Source organism: Aromatoleum toluolicum (genome assembly GCF_012911005.2).
GTDB classification, from domain to species: Bacteria; Pseudomonadota; Gammaproteobacteria; order Burkholderiales; family Rhodocyclaceae; genus Aromatoleum; species Aromatoleum toluolicum.
In genome coordinates this window covers 68,222-87,692 of the sequence record NZ_WTVS01000007.1, presented here as the reverse complement: position 1 = coordinate 87,692, position 19,471 = coordinate 68,222, and the positions used below count along the sequence as shown (strand labels likewise).

Annotated in this window: 16 protein-coding genes; 15 read left to right on the top strand and 1 reads right to left on the bottom strand. The window is 64.8% G+C overall.

Going from position 1 to position 19,471, the window contains the following annotated elements; translation table 11 throughout:
- Positions 1 to 112 precede the first annotated feature (112 nt).
- Positions 113 to 1,210: a porin gene (locus GPA27_RS05110; RefSeq protein ID WP_169138247.1), complete on the top strand. Its 1,098-nt coding sequence runs from the start codon at positions 113 to 115 to the stop codon at positions 1,208 to 1,210.
- Positions 1,211 to 1,312: 102 nt separating this feature from the next.
- Here the strand turns inward: GPA27_RS05110 and GPA27_RS05105 are convergent, their stop codons facing one another.
- Positions 1,313 to 1,879: an N-acyl amino acid synthase FeeM domain-containing protein gene (locus tag GPA27_RS05105; protein ID WP_373322722.1), complete on the bottom strand. Its 567-nt coding sequence runs from the start codon at positions 1,877 to 1,879 to the stop codon at positions 1,313 to 1,315.
- 3 nt (positions 1,880 to 1,882) lie between these two features.
- Here GPA27_RS05105 and GPA27_RS05100 point away from each other — a divergent pair, with 3 nt between their 5' ends.
- The 14 genes from GPA27_RS05100 to GPA27_RS05030 all read left to right on the top strand — a co-directional run bounded on the left by GPA27_RS05100 (position 1,883) and on the right by GPA27_RS05030 (position 19,459).
- Positions 1,883 to 2,170 carry a hypothetical protein gene (locus tag GPA27_RS05100; RefSeq protein WP_169138243.1) on the top strand — a complete coding sequence of 96 codons (288 nt, stop codon included), beginning with the start codon at positions 1,883 to 1,885 and terminating at the stop codon, positions 2,168 to 2,170.
- Between the two features lie 103 nt (positions 2,171 to 2,273).
- Positions 2,274 to 2,906, top strand: coding sequence for an XrtA/PEP-CTERM system exopolysaccharide export protein (locus GPA27_RS05095; RefSeq protein ID WP_211164835.1), 633 nt, complete (start codon positions 2,274 to 2,276; stop codon positions 2,904 to 2,906).
- Between the two features lie 66 nt (positions 2,907 to 2,972).
- Entirely contained in the window at positions 2,973 to 4,508 is a 1,536-nt protein-coding gene (locus GPA27_RS05090; RefSeq protein WP_169138239.1) for an XrtA system polysaccharide chain length determinant, read from the top strand.
- 22 nt (positions 4,509 to 4,530) lie between these two features.
- A complete protein-coding gene (locus tag GPA27_RS05085) occupies positions 4,531 to 5,526 on the top strand; it encodes an XrtA-associated tyrosine autokinase (protein ID WP_169138237.1) in 996 nt (331 codons plus the stop codon).
- Complete coding sequence (locus GPA27_RS05080) at positions 5,492 to 7,036, top strand: TIGR03016 family PEP-CTERM system-associated outer membrane protein (protein ID WP_169138235.1); 1,545 nt, start codon at positions 5,492 to 5,494, stop codon at positions 7,034 to 7,036. Before GPA27_RS05085 ends, GPA27_RS05080 begins: the two co-directional genes overlap by 35 nt.
- 11 nt (positions 7,037 to 7,047) lie before the next feature.
- Positions 7,048 to 8,133: an XrtA/PEP-CTERM system-associated ATPase gene (locus GPA27_RS05075; protein ID WP_169138233.1), complete on the top strand. Its 1,086-nt coding sequence runs from the start codon at positions 7,048 to 7,050 to the stop codon at positions 8,131 to 8,133.
- A gap of 49 nt (positions 8,134 to 8,182) precedes the next feature.
- Positions 8,183 to 9,277, top strand: a complete 1,095-nt coding sequence (wecB, locus tag GPA27_RS05070) for a non-hydrolyzing UDP-N-acetylglucosamine 2-epimerase (RefSeq protein WP_169138303.1) — start codon at positions 8,183 to 8,185, stop codon at positions 9,275 to 9,277.
- Position 9,278: 1 nt separating this feature from the next.
- On the top strand, positions 9,279 to 10,115 hold the full coding sequence (locus tag GPA27_RS05065; RefSeq protein WP_169138231.1) for an XrtA system polysaccharide deacetylase: 837 nt from the start codon (positions 9,279 to 9,281) through the stop codon (positions 10,113 to 10,115).
- A gap of 23 nt (positions 10,116 to 10,138) precedes the next feature.
- Complete coding sequence (locus GPA27_RS05060; RefSeq protein WP_169138229.1) at positions 10,139 to 11,176, top strand: FemAB family XrtA/PEP-CTERM system-associated protein; 1,038 nt, start codon at positions 10,139 to 10,141, stop codon at positions 11,174 to 11,176.
- Between the two features lie 2 nt (positions 11,177 to 11,178).
- Positions 11,179 to 13,593, top strand: a complete 2,415-nt coding sequence (locus GPA27_RS29420; RefSeq protein ID WP_308446321.1) for a TIGR03087 family PEP-CTERM/XrtA system glycosyltransferase — start codon at positions 11,179 to 11,181, stop codon at positions 13,591 to 13,593.
- Between the two features lie 16 nt (positions 13,594 to 13,609).
- Complete coding sequence (locus GPA27_RS05045) at positions 13,610 to 15,538, top strand: XrtA/PEP-CTERM system amidotransferase (protein WP_169138227.1); 1,929 nt, start codon at positions 13,610 to 13,612, stop codon at positions 15,536 to 15,538.
- Between the two features lie 15 nt (positions 15,539 to 15,553).
- A complete protein-coding gene (locus GPA27_RS05040; RefSeq protein WP_169138225.1) occupies positions 15,554 to 16,753 on the top strand; it encodes a TIGR04063 family PEP-CTERM/XrtA system glycosyltransferase in 1,200 nt (399 codons plus the stop codon).
- Positions 16,750 to 18,348, top strand: coding sequence for an exosortase A (xrtA, locus tag GPA27_RS05035; protein WP_169138223.1), 1,599 nt, complete (start codon positions 16,750 to 16,752; stop codon positions 18,346 to 18,348). Before GPA27_RS05040 ends, xrtA begins: the two co-directional genes overlap by 4 nt.
- Before the next feature lies 1 nt (position 18,349).
- Positions 18,350 to 19,459: a glycosyltransferase family 4 protein gene (locus GPA27_RS05030; RefSeq protein ID WP_169138221.1), complete on the top strand. Its 1,110-nt coding sequence runs from the start codon at positions 18,350 to 18,352 to the stop codon at positions 19,457 to 19,459.
- Positions 19,460 to 19,471: the final 12 nt, after the last annotated feature.

Genomic DNA, 19,471 nt, shown 5'->3' with positions numbered 1-19,471 from the left:
ACCTATAATCGCCCGGTGCCTCCGCCGTGGCTGCGGATCCCTATCCGGGTTCCGGATCGGCCTTGTTGCGGAAAGCCGACAATCAATCCATTACGAGTGGGGAGTCGAATCAATGCTGAACGTCAAGAAGCTGGCCATCGCGCTGGCCGCCATCGGTGTCGCCGGCGCAGCCCAGGCGCAAACCAATGTGACCGTCTATGGTCGCGTGAATACCTCGCTGGAGCAGACCAAGGTCCAGGGTGAGAAGAGCGTTACTCAAATGGTCAATAACTCGTCCCGTATCGGTTTCCGCGGCAACGAGGATCTGGGTAACGGCATGTCCGCGCTGTTCCAGGTCGAAAGCGGCTTCCGTTCCGACTCCGGCGGCGGCAACCTCGCCAGCCGTGACACCTTCGTCGGCCTGAAGAGCAACCTGGGTACCGTCAAGCTGGGCTACATCACCAGCCCGCTGTACTACGCGACGCATGACTACCTGGGCATGCACAACCACGACACCGGCAACTCGTCGGATCCCTTCCTGTGGTATCAGGCGTTCGATCCGGACAACTTCTTCGTTCGCAACTCCGTCAGCTACGCGAGCCCGACCTTCGGTGGCGGCTTCACCTTCGAGGCCCAGTATTCGGCCCTGAACGAGCAGGCGACCGACACCGCGACGCGCAACGACCGCCCGACGCACTACTCGGCGACGCTGAGCTACGACAACGGCCCGCTGCACGTCGGCTTCGGCTACGCGCGGACGAACCGCTTCTACAACTTCGACGACGGCAAGAGCAAGGACAGCATGCTGGCGCTTGCCGCCGTGTATGACTTCAAGGCGGTTGTCGTTGGCGCGCTCGCCGAGCGCAGCAAGTCGGATAACGGCGGACTGCAGGCCATCAGCGGTCTGACCGGTGATCATTCGCGCAATTACTATCGCGCCGCGGTGATGGTTCCGGTCGGTGCGAACGAGTTCCACGTGAACTACGGCGTCGCGCAGGACTGGAGCAGCACCGATGACACCGGTGCCCGCCAGCTCACTCTGGCCTACAACTACAACCTGTCGAAGCGCACCAAGGTCTACGCGCAGTGGACCAAGATCGACAACGACAAGCAGAAGGTGTCGATCGACAACGGCGGCGCGTATGACGGTGGCGGCGCGTACAGCTTCCTGGGTTCGGATCTGGGTCTGGACAACACCGCTTTCGGTGTCGGCCTGCGTCACAACTTCTGATCCTCGCCGGATCGTGTGACCGCGACGGGCGCTTCGGCGCCCGTTTCATTTTCCGGGTGCAGTTCGCGGCGCGGCGATGCCGCACCCGGGGCCGCGTTGCCGTTATGCGTGTGGGCGATGCAGCGAGTCCAGCACGGTACGCTGTTCCGACGGCGAGAGGAACAGCTGATAGAGGTTTCGGCTGTGCGTTTGAGCACTGCCGCCGTAGCGCAGGGCTTGCTGTTCGGCATGTGACAGCGGCAGGTGCATGAGGACCGCGGGGGCGCCGACGCGCGGGCAGGTGAGGTGCGGACCCGCCACGCGGTAGCCCAGCGTGCGGCGGTAGTACGAGGTATGGCGCGGGTGTACCTCGATGAAACTGTCGGTCATGCCATGCACGAGTCGGGCGATGATGAAGCCGAGATGGAAGATCGCCGCCATCGCTTCCGGGGTGCTGTGCTCGGGATCCATCGCCAGCCGTGTCACTTCGCACACCTGTCCGCCTCGATGCCGCATCGAGTCGATCTCCGAACGGTAGAGGGTGTCGGCAAGTAGCCCCTCGCCGACATCCATCCCCACGGTCAGCGTTCCGAACGGGCGATCGCCCCTGCAGGCCACCAAGGTGGTCTGGATCGGTTGTCCCGTAGTTTCGTGTCCCTGGTACGGTGTCAATCCACGCCACGAGTACATGCGGTGAATCAGGCGGTCGACGTCTGCGCGGAGGGGACCATGTGGGGGGACAATTCGCAGATGGTAGCCATTGCGTCGCAGGGCGAAATCCGAGTGGAGGATTTCTCCGCGCAAGCCGCGGCGGGCGTGCATCATCCCTCTCGGGAAGCGTGCGCTTTGCGGGCGCGTTTCATGAATGCTGGCGGCGCTATTCATCGTTTCCGTGAAAGTCCTGATGTGTCAATAGGCGGCAGGGAATTATCTGTCCCGGGGTGTGAAGACTTTAACGGCGAGGCGCTTGAGGTGCTGTAAGCGGTTGTGTAATTGTTCCTGTCGAAACGCACCCGAAGTCACCTAGCATGTGCGAAGGCTCGCTATGCTTATTCGACGCCGACGAACGTGGGAGACCTCAGTCATGAGTTTCGGTGCATCGAAGTTGGGGGCGCGGATCAGCAACCTGTGCTTGCTGTCGCTGCTCCTCGGGGTGCTGGCCGGTTGTGCCACATCGAGCTATCCGCCCGCTCCGGCCGGTGCCGCGGAAGCCGAATACAATTACGTGATAGGGCCGGGCGATACGATAAACATCGTTGTGTGGCGGAATCCGGAGCTTTCGATGTCCGTTCCGGTGCGCCCGGACGGGAAGATCACGACGCCGCTGGTCGAGGATCTGCCGGCTCTGGGCAAGGATGCGTCAACCCTGGCCCGCGATATCGAGAAGGCGCTGTCGAAGTTCATCCGCGAGCCGGTCGTCACGGTGATCGTGACGTCCTTCATCGGGCCGTACAGCGAGCAGATCCGCGTCCTGGGTGAGGCAGCGCAGCCGCAGACGCTTCCCTATCAGCAGAAAATGACCCTGCTTGACGTGATGATCAAGGTTGGTGGCGTGACCGAATTCGCTGACGGCAACGCTGCGACGATCCTGCGCACAGCCGAGGGGAACAAGCAGTACAGCGTTCGCCTGAAGGATCTCGTGAAACGTGGAGATGTTTCCGCAAATGTCGAGATGCGGCCGGGGGACGTGCTGATCATCCCGCAGAGCTGGTTCTGATCTGCTGCCGATTTCCCCCATCCGGTATCCGCGTGACCCCGATCGCGCGAACTTACAGGTAGATTCATGGAAGAGCTCCTGACCCGGTTGTACGGCTACCTGCGCGGAATGTGGCGTTTCCGCTGGTGGGGGCTCGCGGTGACGTGGCTGGTGGGCGTCGTGGGCGGCGTTGTCGTGTATTCGATCCCCGACCGCTTCGAGTCTTCGGCCCGGATCTTCGTCGATACGCAGTCCGTCCTGCGTCCATTGATGTCCGGCCTTGCGGTGCAGCCGAACGTCGATCAGCAAGTTGCCATCCTGAGTCGTACGCTGATCACGCATCCGAATGTCGAGAAGTTGATCTCGATGGCCGATCTGGACATCACGATACGTACCCCAACCGAGCGTGAATCGTTGATCTCGTCCTTGATGAGCGATCTGGAGATTCGCAGTACGGGGCGGGACAACCTTTTCACGCTGGCTTATCGCGATCAGGTGCCGGAGCGCGCACAGCGGGTCGTACAGGCACTTGTGTCGCTGTTCGTCGAGTCCGGGCTCGTCGGGAAGCAGCAGGACTCGAGCTCGGCCCGTCGCTTCATCGACGAGCAGATCGCGAATTATGAGGTAAAGCTGACCGAGGCCGAGAATCGGCTCAAGGAATTCCGCTTGCGGAACATGGCCCTGCTTGGAGATGGGGGAAGGGATTACGTATCGCAGATCGCAGAGTTGACGAATCGCATGAACGAGGCCGAACTCGAGCTGAAGGAGGCGGAGAATTCGCGCAGTTCGCTCGAGCGTCAACTCGCGGTCGAAGATCCGATGCTGCGGTCGGATCCGTCGATGGTGTCGGTTCCGGAAGTGGACGCGCGCCTGGCGCTCTTGAAGAAGAATCTGGATGAGATGATGCTGCGTTACACGAACGAGCATCCGGATGTGGTCGGGGTGCGACGGGTCATCGCGCAGCTTGAAACCGAAAAGCAGCAGGAAATCGAATCGATGCTCAAGGCTGGGGGTGGCCAGGGGGCGGCACCTGGTTCCAATCCCGTGTTTCAGCAACTGAAGATGGCCCTTTCGGAGGCCGACGCCAGGGTGGCATCACTTCGCGCCCGCCTCGCCGAGTTGAGTTCGAGGTTGACGCAATTGCGCTCGCAGCAGGAGCTGTTGCCGAAGATCGAGGCCGAGCAGACCCAGCTGAATCGGGACTATAACGTTCATCGGCAAAATTACGAGTCGCTCGTGCAGCGGCGTGAATCGGCCTCTATGTCCGTCGAGATGAGTGCCCAGGGCGGGATTACCGAGTTCCGCGTGATCGATCCGCCCACCCTGCCGCGCACGCCGGCTGCGCCGAACCGACTCTTGTTGATGCCGCTCGCCGGTTTCCTGGCCTTGGCTGCGGGCGTCGCAGTCACCTTCCTGATCGCGCAGTTGCGCCCCGCTTTCGTCGAACCGCGTGACTTGCGTGAAGTGACGGGGCTGCCCGTGCTTGGGGTGATCTCCCTCTTGCCCGATCCTGCGAAGGAAAGGGCGGATCGGCGCCGCTTGATGTTGTTCGGCGGAGGGGTCGCGAGTTTCGCCGTTGCGGTCGGGGCGATGACCGTGCTGCTCAAGTGGCTGCAGACGTGAGCCGCACCAGGGAGATCGTTTCATGAGTCTGATCGAGAAGGCAGTCGAGCGGCTGGACCAACTGAAGCGGGCAGAGCAGGATCTTGCCGGGACGGATGCGGTTGCGGAGGAGCGTTCGGCGCAGGAGTCCGATGTTGGTGTGCAGCCTGACGGCGCTGCGGTAATGCAGGAGCCGATTGCCGCGAGCGCGCATCAGGCCGCACACGCGCATCCCGACGGTGGGGCCGGTGCAGGGGCGGCCAATGCGGTGGTTCTCGACCTTGCTCGCCTGAAGCAGATGGGCATGGTCACTCCCGATTTTCCGCAATCGGCGATTGCGGAAGAGTACCGCGTCGTGAAGCGCCCGCTGATACGCAATGCCCAAGGGCGGGGCGCCGCGCCGGTCGAGAACGGCAACCTGATCATGGTGACGAGCGCATTGCCGGGTGAGGGCAAGTCGTTCACGGCCATGAACCTCGCGATGAGCATCGCGATGGAGCTCGACAATACGGTGCTGCTCGTGGATGCCGATTTTGCCCGTCCGTCGATCCTGCAGCGTTTCGGGCTTCCCCCGCGCAAGGGACTCATGGATGTACTCGTCGGAGATGTATCCGACCTTTCGGAAGTCATGCTGCGCACGAATGTGGAGAAGTTGTCGATCCTGCCTGCCGGCATGGCGCATCAGCGTTCGACGGAGCTGATCGCGTCGGATTCGATGACCCACATGCTGGAGGAAATTGCGACCCGATACGCCGAACGCATCATCGTGTTCGATTCACCCCCATTGCTGTCCACCACCGAGGCGCGCGTCCTTGCGTCGCACATGGGGCAGGTGGTGATGGTGGTCGAGTCGGGGCGGACGACGCACGGTGCCGTGAAGCAGGCCTTGGCCACCATCGAGAATTGCCCGGTGAAACTCCTCGTCCTCAACAAGGCGACGGAGGGGGGGCGAACGGGTATTTATGGCTATGGATACGGCTACGGCTACGGATACGGACGGACTCATGGCTCCGACGCGCACCCGGATGCAGTTGCCTGAGCTCAATCCGCTCCTCAAGGCCATTTGCGCCGGATTGGCGTTGGCGACGATATCCGCGCCGGATACGGCGAATGCCCAGAGTCTGCTGGTTCAGCCCTACGTCAGCGCGACGATGACGTACTCGGACAACGTCGGAGCCGATGGGCAAGGTGGGGACGGCGACCTGAGCCTAGAGGTGGCGCCCGGGGTATCCGTGCTGCGCGATAGCGGACGTTTGCGGGGCAACCTGAACGCCATGCTGCGCAATATCGTGTACATGCGCGAATCCGACCGCAACGACACCTTCCTGGCGCTCAATGGGCATGGGCAATTCGAAGCGGTCGAAAAGACCTTGTTCGTCGATATGGACGCATCGATGAGCCGGAATAACCGTTCGGCGTTTTTCGGGCGCGCCGCGGGCGATTCCCAGGATATCTCGAGCGACAACGAAACGCGCATGTTCGGTATCGGACCTCGGCTGAACTTCAGGCTGGGGCCGGAAACGGGCGGCACGGCCAGTTACATGACGCGCTGGATGAGTGGAGGCGGGGGGCTGGGTAACCGGCGGGATTCCGATCTGAATGCGCAGGTCTCAAATCCGGTGCAGTTCGGGCGTGTCGGCTGGGGCGTGTCGTACAGTCGTTCGGAAAGCGACTCGGGGCGTGCGGGGACTACCGGGAGTTCATCGGAAGAAACCGCGCGAGGAACCCTGTTCGTGACGGTGACGCCGCAATTCAGGTTGCGCGGAATCGTCGGCCACGAGCGGAATGATTACGATACCGCGTCCGGCGACAGCAGCTCTATCGTGGGCGGCGGCTTCGACTGGAATCCGACCGAGCGGACGACGATTTCGGGTACGACGGAGAAGCGCTTCTTCGGTCGTGGCTATGACTTCCAGTTCAACCACCGCCATGCGCGATCGAACTGGAACCTTTCCTATTCGCGGGACACCTCCTCCTCGCTCGAACTGCTGGGCGTCGATGTATTCCGGGATCCGGAGTTTCGTCTGCTTTACGATGCCCTCGAGCGCGCGATTCCCGATCCTTTCCTGCGTGAAGCCGTGGTCCGTCGGCTCCTGGGTTACCCGGCTCTCGGTCCGCGCGACATGTTCCTGTCGAATGCCCGCTTCGTGACGCGCAACCTGACCGGGAGCGTATCACTGATCGGTCTCCGCGACGTGCTGACCTTGTCGCTGCAGCAGTCCGAGCGCAGTCGCCTCGGAGCAGAGGTGACGGGGGGCACGCAGGACGATTTTTCGCGTTTCGACAACGTGAAGACGCGCTCTGCGACGGTTGCGCTGAGTCACCGGCTCGCGCCGCAAACATCGCTGAGCGCGAGTTTGACCCGCTCACGTTCGACCGGAAGCGGAACAGATGACTCCGAGACCGAGCGGACAGCGTTCAGTCTTGCGCTGTCGAAGCAGTTCGGACCGAACACCTCGGGTGGCTTGACCTACCGCTACCAGCGTTCCGAGGGCTTGAGCGATTTCATCGAGAACGTGATCACGGCCACGATTTCGATGAGTTTTTGAGCCGAACTCGAATGTACGAATCCTATTTCAGGCTCCGCGCCAAGCCCTTTCAGCTGAATCCCGATCCGGCGTTCTTCTTCGGCAGCCGCGGACATAAGCGGGCGATGGCCTATCTGGAGTACGGCCTGCACCAGAACGAAGGGTTCATCGTCGTGACGGGCGAGATCGGGGCGGGCAAGACGACGCTGGTGCGCAGCCTTCTTGAGCATCTGGACCCCGACAAGGTGGTCGCGGCGAATCTGGTGAGCACGCAGGTCGATGAGAATGACATCCTGCGCATGGTCGCCGCGGCTTTCAGCGTGCCGAGCCGTGGTCTCGACAAGGCGGGCCTCCTGCTGGCCCTCGAGACCTTCTTCGTGTCGCTCGCTGCAAGGGGCAAGCGTGCGTTGCTGATTGTCGACGAGGCGCAGAACCTGAGCCCGCTGGCGGTTGAGGAGCTCCGGATGTTGTCCAATTTCCAGCTCGAAGACCATGCCCTTCTTCAGAGCTTCCTGGTCGGGCAGCCAGAGTTCCGCGACATCATGCAGGGGCCCCAGATGCAGCAGCTGCGCCAGCGGGTGATTGCGTCGTATCACCTGGGGCCGATGGATGCAGCCGAAACACGTGCCTATATCGAGCACCGCCTTCACCATGTCGGCTGGCAGAGCAACCCGAGCTTCGACGATGCCGCATTCGCGCTCATTTACGCCAATACGGACGGTATTCCGCGCCGTATCAATTCGCTATGCGACCGCCTGATGCTTGCAGCCTTCCTCGCGGACCGGCATACGATCGTCGCAGCGCATGTGCAGGAGGTGGTGGGTGAGTTGAAGGATGAATTCGCCGCACCGCGCCCCCACGCAACGGCGCACGGTGGGCTCAACGGCAGCGGGCATGCGACCCTTGCCGCGGGCGCGGTCGATCCGCGGCGCTTGCAGGTTCCGGGGGCGCTCGCCGACCGGGTGACGGGGATGGCGGCGAACTTCGATGTGCAGCGCATCGAGGCGCGCATCGCCGGTCTGGAGCAGTCGATGGCGGCGACGCTGGATGTGCTGAACCAGCTTCTTCAGGCCGTCCGCCGCGACGACGGAGAAGGCGGGGCGCCCGGTGGACGTTAAGACCTCCCTTCGCCCCGTGATCTGCGTGGTCGGCGCGCGACCGAACTACATGAAGATGGCGCCGATCATCCGCGCTTTCAAGGCGCATGAGCCCGTGGTGCCGGTGCTGCTGGTTCATACGGGGCAGCACTACGACGTGGCGATGAGCGACCGCCTGTTCGCGGACCTCGAGTTGCCGCCGCCGGATGTGAATCTTGGTGTCGGGTCGGCTAGTCATGCGGTGCAGACGGCAGAGGTGATGAAACGCTTCGAGCCGGTGATGGACGAGCATGGCGCACGGGCCGTCCTCGTGGTGGGAGATGTGAACTCGACGCTGGCCTGCGCGTTGGTCGCGTCAAAGCGGGGAATTCCCGTCGTGCACGTGGAGTCCGGCCTGCGCAGCTATGACCGGACGATGCCGGAGGAGATCAATCGCGTCCTGACCGACCAGATCGCGGATGTTCTCTACACGACTGAGCGCAGCGCCCACGCCAATCTGGTGCGTGAGGGGATTGCGCCTGAGCGGGTCGTGTTTGTCGGCAACGTGATGATCGACAGCCTGCTTGCGAACCTGGCGAAGGCGCCTTCGGCGTCCGATTTGATGACCGCGGCGGGATTCGGATTGGAGCGCCTGCGGCGCGGATACGGCGTTGTGACGCTGCACCGGCCGTCGAACGTAGATCATCCGGACACGCTCGGGCCGATCGTCGATGCGCTGCGGACGATCAGCAGGCGCCTGCCGCTGGTTTTTGCGCTGCATCCGCGTACCCGGGCGAATCTCGAGCGGTTCGGGATGGTGGACAAACTCGATGCGCCGGGCTTCCTGGTGCTGCCGCCGCAGGGGTATCTGGAAATGCTCGGCCTGATGACCGGGGCGACGATGGTGCTGACCGATTCGGGCGGGATCCAGGAGGAAACGACCGCGCTGGGCGTGCCCTGCCTGACGATTCGAGAGAATACCGAGCGGCCGATCACGGTGGAGCAAGGAACGAACACGCTGGTGGGCATCGATCCCGCGGCCTTGCGTGACGCTGCCGATGCGCTGCTCGAGGGCGGCGGCAAGCGAGGTCGCGTGCCGGAGTACTGGGATGGCCGTGCTGCCGAGCGCATCGCCGCCCACCTCGCCGCGTGGTTGAGTGCGCGGGAGTCTTGGGGGACCGTGTGACATGGGCGAGCGGATCGTCAACGCGCTGACCATAGACGTGGAGGATTACTTCCAGGTGTCTGCGCTTGCGCCCCATTTTCCGCGCGCCGAGTGGGAACAGGTGCCGTGTCGGGTGGAGCGGAACGTGAATCTGATCCTCCAGTTGCTCGACGATCATGACGCACGCGCGACGTTCTTCGTGCTGGGTTGGGTTGCGGAGCGTTATCCCGAACTGGTTCGCCTGATTGTTGCGCAGGGGCACGAGATCGCCAGTCACGGCTACGAGCACGAGCGCGCAAGCGCGCAGCCGCGTGATCGCTTCCTGGCCGACATCGCGCTTGCGAAGGCGGTACTGGAGGATATCGGTGGCGAATCGGTAGCCGGGTACCGTGCGCCGAGTTTTTCCATCGGCAAGGCCAATCCGTGGGCGCACGATTGCATCGCCGAGGCGGGCTATGCATACAGTTCCAGCGTGTACCCGGTGCGGCATGACCATTACGGCATGCCTGACGCACCTCGCTTTCCGTACCGGCTGGAGAGCGGATTGCTGGAGGTACCGGTCACCACGATGCGCTGGATGGGACGCAACTGGCCGGCCGGCGGTGGGGGTTACTTCCGGCTGTTGCCCTATGCGGTATCGCGCTGGCAGATTGCCAAGGTGAATCGCGACGATGCCCGCGCAGCTATGTTCTATTTTCATCCGTGGGAGATCGATCCGGAGCAGCCGCGGGTGAGCAGGGCGTCGATGAAGACGAGATTTCGTCACTACGTGAATCTCGAGCGGACGGAGGGGCGTCTGCGCTGCCTCCTGCGCGACTTCGCCTGGGGGCGTGCCGACCGGGTTTTTGCGGATTTGTGACACGGCCGGGGAGGGCAAGCGCGATGGACCGTCCGCCCTTGCTGGTCAAGCACCTCGACGACACCGTCCGTCGGCGCTGGGATGCGTTCGTGTACGCCTGCCCTGAGGCGAGCTTCTTTCACCTGGCGGCCTGGCAGGACATCATCCGGGACGTCTTCCGCCACCGGACGCACTTCCTGTATGCCGAACGCGCGGGCGAAATCGTCGCGATCCTGCCGCTGGCGGAGGTGAAAAGCCGCCTCTTCGGGCATGCGCTCACATCGCTGCCTTTTTGCGCCTACGGCGGCGTGGCGGGGGCGCCTGATGCGGTCGCCATGCTGGAGGCGGAAGCCGAAAATCTGGCGCGGCGGCTCGGCGTGCAGCATCTGGAATACCGCAACCTGAGTGCGCGGCATGCGGACTGGCCGCATCAGGACTTATACGTGACTTTCCGCAAGGAGATCGCTCCCGACGACGACGCCAACCTGCTGGCAATTCCCCGTAAGCAGCGCGCGATGGTGCGCAAGGGGATGCGCAACGGGCTGGTCGCGCGGGTCGATGCCGATGTGGAGCGCTTCTTTCCGCTGTATGCCGGTAACGTGTTGCGGCACGGCACGCCCGCGCTGCCGAAGGCCTTTTTCGCGCGCCTGCTGCGTGAGTTTGGCGCGAACTGCGAGGTGCTGACGGTCACGGACGCGGCGGGCACGCCGATGTCCAGCGTGCTGAGCTTCTACTTCCGCAATGAAGTCCTGCCGTATTACGCCGGCGATGCGCCGGCCGCGCGTGAGCTGGCAGCGAACGACTTCAAGTATTGGGAGCTGATGCGCCGTGCTGCCGGCCGCGGCGCCACGCTGTTCGACTTCGGTCGAAGCAAGGTCGGTACCGGTCCCTACAGTTTCAAGAGGAACTGGGGTTTCGAGCCGCAGCCGCTGGCCTACGAGTATCGCTTGTACAAGCGCGACGCAGTGCCGCAGAACAACCCGATGAATCCGAAGTACCGGACCCTGATCGCCCTGTGGCGACGGTTGCCCCTTCGGGTTGCGAATGCGTTGGGGCCGCATATCGTGCGCAACCTGGGGTGAGCATGGACGTCCGCCCGCCGTTGTTGTATCTGGTGCATCGGATCCCGTATCCGCCGAACAAGGGCGACAAGCTGCGGTCGTTCCACATCCTGCGTCATCTGGTGCGATCGTATCGCGTCTATCTGGGTACCTTTGTCGATCGCGCCGAGGATGCGCCGCATGTCGAAACCCTCCGCGAGTGGTGCGCAGACGTCTGCGCGATTCCGCTGTCGCCCGCCCGCACGCGCTTTGCCAGTCTGCGCGGGCTGTTGAGCGGGGAGGCGCTGAGCCTGCCCTACTATCGCAGCCGGCGCCTGCAGGCCTGGGTCGAGGCAACCGTCCGGGCTCAGGGGATCCGTCGTGCGGTGGCGTTTTCCGGGCCGATGGCGCAATACCTCGATCACGCCCGGCTCGACCGGCGGGTGGTGGACTTCTGCGATGTCGACTCCGCGAAGTGGACGGATTACGCGGGCGCTCGCGCATGGCCGATGTCGTGGTTGTATCGGCGGGAGGGGGCGAAGCTGCTGGCGTTCGAACGGGATATGGCTGCCGCGACGGATGCCAGCATCTTCGTGACCGATGCCGAGGCGGACCTCTTCCGGCGGGCTGCACCGGAAGTGTCCGGTCGGGTCGTGGCGATGCCGAACGGGGTCGATGCGGGGTTCTTCTCGCCCGGGGCGGGCCATGCGAACCCTTATCCCGCTGGCGGGCCGGTCGTCGTGTTCACCGGGGCCATGGACTATTGGCCCAACGTCGATGCGGTCGTGTGGTTCGTGCAGGACATCCTGCCCCTGTTGCAGCGGTCGCGTGCGGACCTGCGGTTCTACATCGTCGGGATGAATCCCGCGCCGGCGGTGCTGGCGCTGGCCGGTCCATCGGTGGTGGTGACCGGCAGCGTGCCCGACGTGCGGCCGTGGATTGCGCATGCGCAGGTTGTGGCAGCACCGCTGCGGATCGCGCGGGGTATCCAGAACAAGGTGCTGGAGGCGATGGCGATGGCGCGTCCGGTGGTGGTGTCGGCGTCGTCGGCGGCCGGGCTGACGGGCGAACCGGGGCATGATTTCGACGTCGCCGAGACGGCCCACGAGTTTGCCGCGCGGATCTCCGCGCTGCTCGGCGACCCCGAGCGGGCGACGCGGATGGGCACGTGCGCGCGTGCCCGCGTACTGGCGGCGTACAGTTGGGATGCTCACCTCGGGCGCCTGGATGCGCTGCTCGACGTGGCGCGCGAGCCCGCTGTGGCGCCACCATGTGCGCGGGACGCCGCCGACCACGACCCGCGGCCGCTGGTCGTGCATGTCGTGTATCGCTTCCAGGTCGGCGGGCTGGAAAACGGGGTCGTCAATCTGATCAACCGGCTGCCGGTCAGCCGTTTCCGCCACGCCGTCGTCGCGCTGACCGACTGCGATCCGGCATTCTGCAGACGCGTCGTGCATGGCGACGTCCATTTCGTTTCGCTGCACAAACCGCCGGGGCACGGCGTGAAGCTGTATCCCGCGCTGTTCCGCTTGTTCAGCGAGCTGCGGCCCGCGGTGGTGCATACGCGCAACCTCGCCGCGCTGGAAGCCGTCGTGCCTGCGTGGGCAGCGGGGGTGCCGGTGCGCGTGCACGGGGAGCACGGCTGGGACGTGTCCGATCCCGACGGAACGCGACGGCGCTTCCAGTGGATGCGTCGGCTGTATCGGCCGTTCGTGACCCATTACATACCGCTGTCCGACCATCTCCTGCGATATTTGAATACGTCGGTCGGAGTGGGCGCGGCGTGCATGACCCGCATCTGCAACGGGGTCGATACGCAGCGTTTCAGGCCGGGCGTGCGGGGACGAGAGGTGCTGGCGGGCTCGCCGTTCGAGGGCGACGATCTGTGTGTGATCGGCACGGTCGGCAGGCTCGAACCGATCAAGGATCCGATGAATCTGCTGCGCGCGTTCGTGCAATTGCTCCGTCGGGCACCGCAACTCGCGCGGCGCTTGCGCCTGATGATCGTCGGCGACGGCTCCCTGCGGGCGGAGCTCGAGGCGGAGATCGCCAGGGAGGGCGTTGGCGCTTGCGTGTGGCTGGCCGGGGAGCGGCGCGACGTGCCGGAGGCGATGCGGGCGCTGGATGTGTTCGTGCTGCCGTCGCGGGCGGAGGGCATCTCCAACACCATCCTCGAAGCGATGGCCTGTGGTCTGCCGGTGATTGCGACGCGAGTGGGCGGGAATGCAGAACTGGTGATCGAGGGCGAAACGGGAAGGCTGGTCCCGGCCGGAGACAGTGCTGCGCTGGCCGATGCGCTGGCGTGCTACGTCGAGGACGGCCGGATGATGCAGCAGCATGGGCAGGCGGCGCGGAGGCGCGCCGAGGCGGAGTTCAGCATCGACGGCATGGTTGCGCGCTATGCGCAGCTGTACGAGTCCTTGTTGAGTGCGGCGGGGCGTCCGGTGCCGGCGACCTGAAGCGGGAGAAACGTGGATGTGCGGAATCGCCGGGCTGTTCCACACGCGTGACAAGCGGGAATTTCCGCGCGATCTCGTGCAGCGCATGAACGACGTCCAGTTTCATCGCGGGCCTGACGAAGGCGGGGTGCATTTCGAGCCGGGTGTTGCGCTTGCCCATCGGCGCTTGTCGATCATCGATCTTTCCACGGGCCAGCAGCCGCTCTTCAACGAGGATGGTTCCGTCGCCGTCGTCTTCAACGGCGAGATCTACAACTACCAGGAACTGGTGCCCGAACTGGAACGCTGCGGCCACCGTTTCCACACCCGCAGCGATACCGAGGTCATCGTGCACGCGTGGGAGGAGTGGGGCGAGGACTGCGTGCGCCGCTTCCGCGGGATGTTTGCGTTCGGGTTGTGGGATCGCAAGCGCGAGACGTTGTTTCTCGCGCGTGACCGTCTGGGCGTGAAGCCCCTGCATTACGCGCTGCTGCCGGATGGAACGCTGGCCTTCGGTTCCGAACTGAAAGTGCTGATGCAGCATCCGGCCCTGGACCGGCGCATCGATCCGTGCGCGGTCGAGGAGTATTTCGCGCTCGGCTATGTTGCCGAGCCGCGCACGATCTTCGTCGGTGCAAGGAAGCTTGGGCCCGCCGAAACGCTCACGGTTCGTCGTGGCGAGCCGGTGCCGGCGCCGAAGAGTTACTGGGACGTACGATTCACGCTCGACAACCCGATCGGGCTGGGCGACGCGACCGCGGAGCTGACCGAACGTCTGCGCGAGTCCGTCCGCCTGCGCATGATCGCGGAAGTCCCGCTCGGCGCCTTTCTCTCCGGCGGCGTGGATTCGAGCGCCGTGGTGGCGACGATGGCGGGCCTGAGCAGCGATCCGGTCAATACGTGCTCGATCGCCTTCGACGATCCGGCCTTCGACGAGGCCGCCTTCGCGCAGCAGGTGGCCGGGCGCTATCGGACGAACCACTACGTCGAGACGGTGCAGTCCGACGATTTCGAGCTGATCGACAAGCTCGCCGTCCTGTACGACGAGCCCTACGCCGACAGCTCGGCCATCCCGACCTGGCGCGTGTGCCAGCTCGCGCGCAGGAAAGTGACCGTGGCGCTGTCGGGCGACGGCGGCGACGAGAGCTTTGGTGGTTATCGGCGTTACCGCCTGCACATGATGGAGGAAAAGCTGCGCGCGAGCCTGCCGCTCGGGGTGCGGCGGCCGATGTTCGGCATGCTCGGGCGGCTCTATCCGAAGGCCGATTGGGCGCCGCGCGTGCTGCGTGCGAAGACGACTTTCCAGGCGCTGGCGCGCGATTCGGTGCAGGCCTATTTCCATTCCGTGTCGATCCTGCGCGACGACCTGCGCCGGCAGCTCTATTCGAGCACCTTCAAGGCGCAGCTCGGCGGCTACAACGCGCTCGAAGTGTTCCGCCGGCACGCGGCCAAAGCAGGGACCGACGATCCGCTCGCGCTCGTCCAGTACCTCGACCTGAAAACCTACCTCGTCGGCGACATCAACACCAAGGTCGATCGCGCGAGCATGGCGCATTCGCTGGAGGTTCGCGAGCCGCTGATGGATCACCCGCTGGTCGAATGGCTCGCGACGCTGCCCTCCGGCCTCAAGGTAAAGGGCAACGAGGGCAAGTACCTGTTCAAGAAGGCGATGGAACCGCTGCTGCCGCACGAGGTGCTGTACCGGCCGAAGATGGGTTTTGCCGTGCCGCTCGCGCGCTGGTTCCGCGGTCCGCTGAAGGCCCGGGTGCGGGAGGCAATGCTGGGCGGGACGCTTGCGGCCACCGGGCTGTTCAATGCCGATACCCTGCGCCATCTCGTCGATGCCCATCAGTCCGGCGCCCGCGATTACAGCGCGCCGCTCTGGACGCTGTTGATGTTCGAATCCTTTGTCCGCCAGAGCGGCGCCCTCGCTGGGTCGGTCGAAGCGTCGAGAGTGGCGGTCTGAGTGGCGACCTGAGCGATGAAAATCCTGCACGTCTTCGATCATTCGATCCCCTTGCATAGCGGCTATACCTTCCGCTCCGCGGCGATCCTGCGCGAGCAGCGTGCGCTGGGCTGGGAAACCTTCCATCTGACGTCGCCGAAGCAGGGCGCGACTGCCGCCCTGGAAGAAGAGGTCGACGGCCTGCGATTCTTTCGCACGCCGGCCGTCTCGGCGACGACGCCCGTGCTCCGCGAGACGGCCCTGATGCGGGCATTGCGATCGCGGATCGTCGAGGTGGCCGCGACGCTGCGGCCGGACGTGATCCACGCGCACTCGCCGGTGCTGAACGCGTTGCCGGCCCTGAGCGCCGGCCGTCGGCTGGGCATCCCCGTCGTCTATGAGATCCGGGCGTTCTGGGAGGATGCCGCGGTCGACCACGGCACGGCGCGCGAGCAGGGTCCGCGTTATCGCATGACGCATGCGCTGGAAACCTGGGCATTGAAGCGGGTCGATCACGTGTTCACGATCTGCGAGGGGTTGCGTGCCGACATCGTCGGACGCGGGATCGCCGCCGAGCGCGTCACCGTGATTCCCAACGCGGTCGATATCGAATCCTTCCAGCTCTCGGGCGAGCCCGACGCGGCGCTGAAATCCCGCCTCGGGCTGGAGGGCAGGACGGTCATCGGTTTCGTGGGTTCGTTCTACGCTTACGAAGGGCTGGACCTGCTGTTGGACGCGGTGCCCGTTCTGCTCCAGCACCTGCCCGAGCTGTGCGTGCTTCTGGTCGGCGGCGGCCCGCAGGAGGCGAGCCTCAAGGCCCAGGCCGAACGGCTGGGGATCGCCGGCCGTGTAATCTTCGCCGGCCGCGTACCGCATGACGAGGTGAGTCGCTACTACGATCTCATCGATTTGCTGGCCTATCCGCGTCACTCGATGCGCCTGACGGAGCTGGTGACACCGCTGAAGCCCCTCGAGGCGATGGCGCAGGGGCGGGTCTTCGTCGCGTCCGATGTCGGTGGCCACAAGGAACTCGTGCGTGATGGCGTGACCGGTCGACTGTTCCGTGCCGGCAATTCGCAGGCGCTCACCGAGGCTGTCGTCGACATGCTGGCCAAGCGGGGTGAGTGGGGCGACTACCGGGTCGCAGGACGACGTTTCGTCGAGTCCGAGCGCAATTGGCGCAACAGCGTCGGGGCGTATCGTGTGCCCTATGCGCGGCTGGTGGGGGCGACATGAGCGCGCCAGAAGATCAAGTGCGGCAGCAGGCCGGCGGCGTTGCCGTCGCGGCGCCCTCGACCGGTGTTTCGCGTGAGACGGTAATCCGTCTCGCGGTGCTCGCGGCGGCGCTTGTTGCACTCGTCGCGACCTACCGCGACACGCTCGGATCCATGATCGAGATCTGGGGCCGTTCGGATACCTTCGCGCACGGCTACCTCGTCGTGCCGATCGCGTGCTGGCTGATCTGGCGCGAGCGCGAGCGCCTGCGCGGACTGCCGCTGACCCATTCGCTGCTCGGCATGGCGGCCGCAGCAGCGGCGGGCTTCGCATGGCTGCTCGGCGAACTCGCGAGCGTCGCGAGCGTGTCGCAATTCGCCTTCGTCGGCATGGCTGTGGCGTTGATTTGGGCCGTCATGGGGACGCGGGTCGCGCGCGCGCTGGCCTTTCCGCTGGGCTTCCTGTTCTTCCTCGTGCCCTTCGGTGAATTCCTGTTCCCGGCGATGATGGACCGTACGACCGACTTCATCATCTGGGGTTTGCGGCTGTCGGGAGTGCCGGTCTACGCGGAGGGGCGCAGTCTGGTGATTCCGTCCGGACACTGGGAGGTCGTGGAGGGCTGCAGCGGGGTGCGCTATCTGATCGCGTCAGTCGTGGTCGGCAGCCTGTATGCATATCTCACCTACCGCTCGCTCTTCCGGCGCCTGGTCTTCGTCGGACTGTCGATCATTCTGCCGATCTTTGCGAACTGGATGAGGGCATACGGCATCGTGCTGCTCGCGCACGTGAGTGACAACCGCATTGCCGCCGGTGTCGATCACCTCATCTACGGCTGGGTGTTCTTCGGCCTGGTCATGATGCTCTTGTTCTGGGCCGGGGCGCGCTGGCGCGAGGATGAGTCCTACGACGCGTCGGTGCCGCGTGCTGTGGTCACGGCGGACGGCTCCGCCACCAGATCGACGTGGTTCGCGGCGCCGATGCCGGTCGTCGCGGTTGCTCTGGTGCTGTTGTGGCCGCCGTTGCTCGGCGTGCTCAACGCGCAAGGTGCGCACGAACCGGTGAGCCTTGCCGGGCTGCAGTCCGGTGGGGGCTGGCAGCGTGTTGCGAACGACCGCGTGCCCGACTGGAAGCCGCATTACTCGGGCATGCGCGGTGAACTGCGCGAATCATGGGCGAACGCCAATGTGCCGGTCGGGCTGTACGTTGCCTACTATCGCAATCAGGGGCCGGGAGAGGAGCTCGTCAATTCCGAAAACCGGGTGCTGAAGTACAAAGACAGGCAATGGAGCTTGGCGGCACATCGGGAGCTGCCGGTGCAGGTCGGCGGGCGTGAGGTGAATGTACTCGGCACCGAAATCGTCAATGGCGCAGCCGATCGGCTGCTGATCTGGCACTGGTACTGGATCGACGGACATTGGACGACCAGTGAATACGCCGCAAAGCTATACCAGACGCTGGCCCGCTTGCGCGGGCGCGGCGACGATTCGGCCGCCGTCATGATCTACACGTCGGTGGGCGAAGGGGAGCGAAACGTGGCCGAAACCGCACTCGCGTCATTTCTGCGTGACAAGGGGGGCGAGTTGGGCGACTCCCTCGCTCAGGCGATGGGGCATTAGCGTGAACTGGGCAGGAAAGCGCATCGCACTGATCGGCCCGCTGCCGCCGCCGGCGGGGGGCATCGCGAACCAGACGCTCCAGCTGGGGGATCTGTTGCGTGCCGAGGGGCTTGGTGTAGAGCTCGTCCAGGTGAATGCGCCCCATAAGCCGGCCTGGGTTCGCAGCGTGAAGGGTCTGCGCGCGGGATTCCGGCTGGTCCCCTACCTGATGCGTCTGTGGGCGGCCGCAGGGCGGGCCGATCTGATGCATGTGATGGCCAATTCGGGCTGGTCGTGGCACCTTTTTGCAGCGCCCGCGGTATGGGTTGCCGTAATGCGCGGCGTGCCGGTGGTCGTGAACTACCGTGGCGGCGAGGCGGACGAGTTCCTCTCGCGCTCGGCGCGTTGGGTCAGGCCGACGCTCCGGCGGGCCGGTGGCGTACTTGTGCCGTCGGGCTTTCTGCACGAGATCTTCTCGCGTCATGGAGTCGCGACCCAAATCGTGCCCAACGTCGTCGATCTTGCGCGCTTCAGGCCCGGTTCGTCACGGCAAGGGGGGGCAGGCGCGCCACATATTGTGGTCGCGCGCAACCTGGAGCCGATCTACGGCATTCCTGTGGCCCTGCAGGCGTTTGCGCGGATTCTCGCGGACTACCCGCAGGCGCGGCTTTCCGTGGCCGGCTCGGGCCCGCAGGCGGGCGAACTCGAGCGTATGGCCGCCCAGTTGGGCTTGGGAGGTCATGTGTGCTTCACCGGCCGGCTCGATCGCGACGAAATGGCCAGGCTCTATCGTGACGCCGATGTGATGCTCAATCCATCGCGTGTCGACAACACGCCGAATTCCGTACTGGAGGCACTTGCGAGTGGTGTGCCGGTGGTGAGCACCGCGGTCGGCGGCGTGCCGTATATCGTCGAAGACGGTCGCAGTGCGCTGCTCGTGCCGCGCGATGATGCGGCGGCGATGGCGTCCGCCGTGACGCGTCTGCTGCGCTCGCCGGAACTCCGCCAGCAATTGATCGAGTGCGGGCTGCGCGAGGTGCGGCGCTATACCTGGGCGGCCGTGCGCGACACGCTGTTCGCCGGCTACACGGCCGCCGTGCAGAACGGGGTCGCACCGATGGCGGCGCGGTGACCTGGAGATATC

What these genes read in the sequence shown, in the direction of transcription:
- GPA27_RS05040 (WP_169138225.1), top strand. Translation starts at nt 15,554, where the DNA reads ATGAAAATCCTGCACGTCTTCGATCATTCGATCCCCTTGCATAGCGGC.
- GPA27_RS05095 (WP_211164835.1), top strand. Translation starts at nt 2,274, where the DNA reads ATGAGTTTCGGTGCATCGAAGTTGGGGGCGCGGATCAGCAACCTGTGC.
- GPA27_RS05075 (WP_169138233.1), top strand. Translation starts at nt 7,048, where the DNA reads ATGTACGAATCCTATTTCAGGCTCCGCGCCAAGCCCTTTCAGCTGAAT.
- GPA27_RS29420 (WP_308446321.1), top strand. Translation starts at nt 11,179, where the DNA reads ATGGACGTCCGCCCGCCGTTGTTGTATCTGGTGCATCGGATCCCGTAT.
- GPA27_RS05105 (WP_373322722.1), bottom strand. Translation starts at nt 1,879, where the DNA reads ATGTACTCGTGGCGTGGATTGACACCGTACCAGGGACACGAAACTACG.
- GPA27_RS05060 (WP_169138229.1), top strand. Translation starts at nt 10,139, where the DNA reads ATGGACCGTCCGCCCTTGCTGGTCAAGCACCTCGACGACACCGTCCGT.
- GPA27_RS05110 (WP_169138247.1), top strand. Translation starts at nt 113, where the DNA reads ATGCTGAACGTCAAGAAGCTGGCCATCGCGCTGGCCGCCATCGGTGTC.
- GPA27_RS05090 (WP_169138239.1), top strand. Translation starts at nt 2,973, where the DNA reads ATGGAAGAGCTCCTGACCCGGTTGTACGGCTACCTGCGCGGAATGTGG.
- GPA27_RS05045 (WP_169138227.1), top strand. Translation starts at nt 13,610, where the DNA reads ATGTGCGGAATCGCCGGGCTGTTCCACACGCGTGACAAGCGGGAATTT.
- wecB (WP_169138303.1), top strand. Translation starts at nt 8,183, where the DNA reads ATGAAGATGGCGCCGATCATCCGCGCTTTCAAGGCGCATGAGCCCGTG.
- xrtA (WP_169138223.1), top strand. Translation starts at nt 16,750, where the DNA reads ATGAGCGCGCCAGAAGATCAAGTGCGGCAGCAGGCCGGCGGCGTTGCC.
- GPA27_RS05065 (WP_169138231.1), top strand. Translation starts at nt 9,279, where the DNA reads ATGGGCGAGCGGATCGTCAACGCGCTGACCATAGACGTGGAGGATTAC.
- GPA27_RS05085 (WP_169138237.1), top strand. Translation starts at nt 4,531, where the DNA reads ATGAGTCTGATCGAGAAGGCAGTCGAGCGGCTGGACCAACTGAAGCGG.
- GPA27_RS05080 (WP_169138235.1), top strand. Translation starts at nt 5,492, where the DNA reads ATGGCTCCGACGCGCACCCGGATGCAGTTGCCTGAGCTCAATCCGCTC.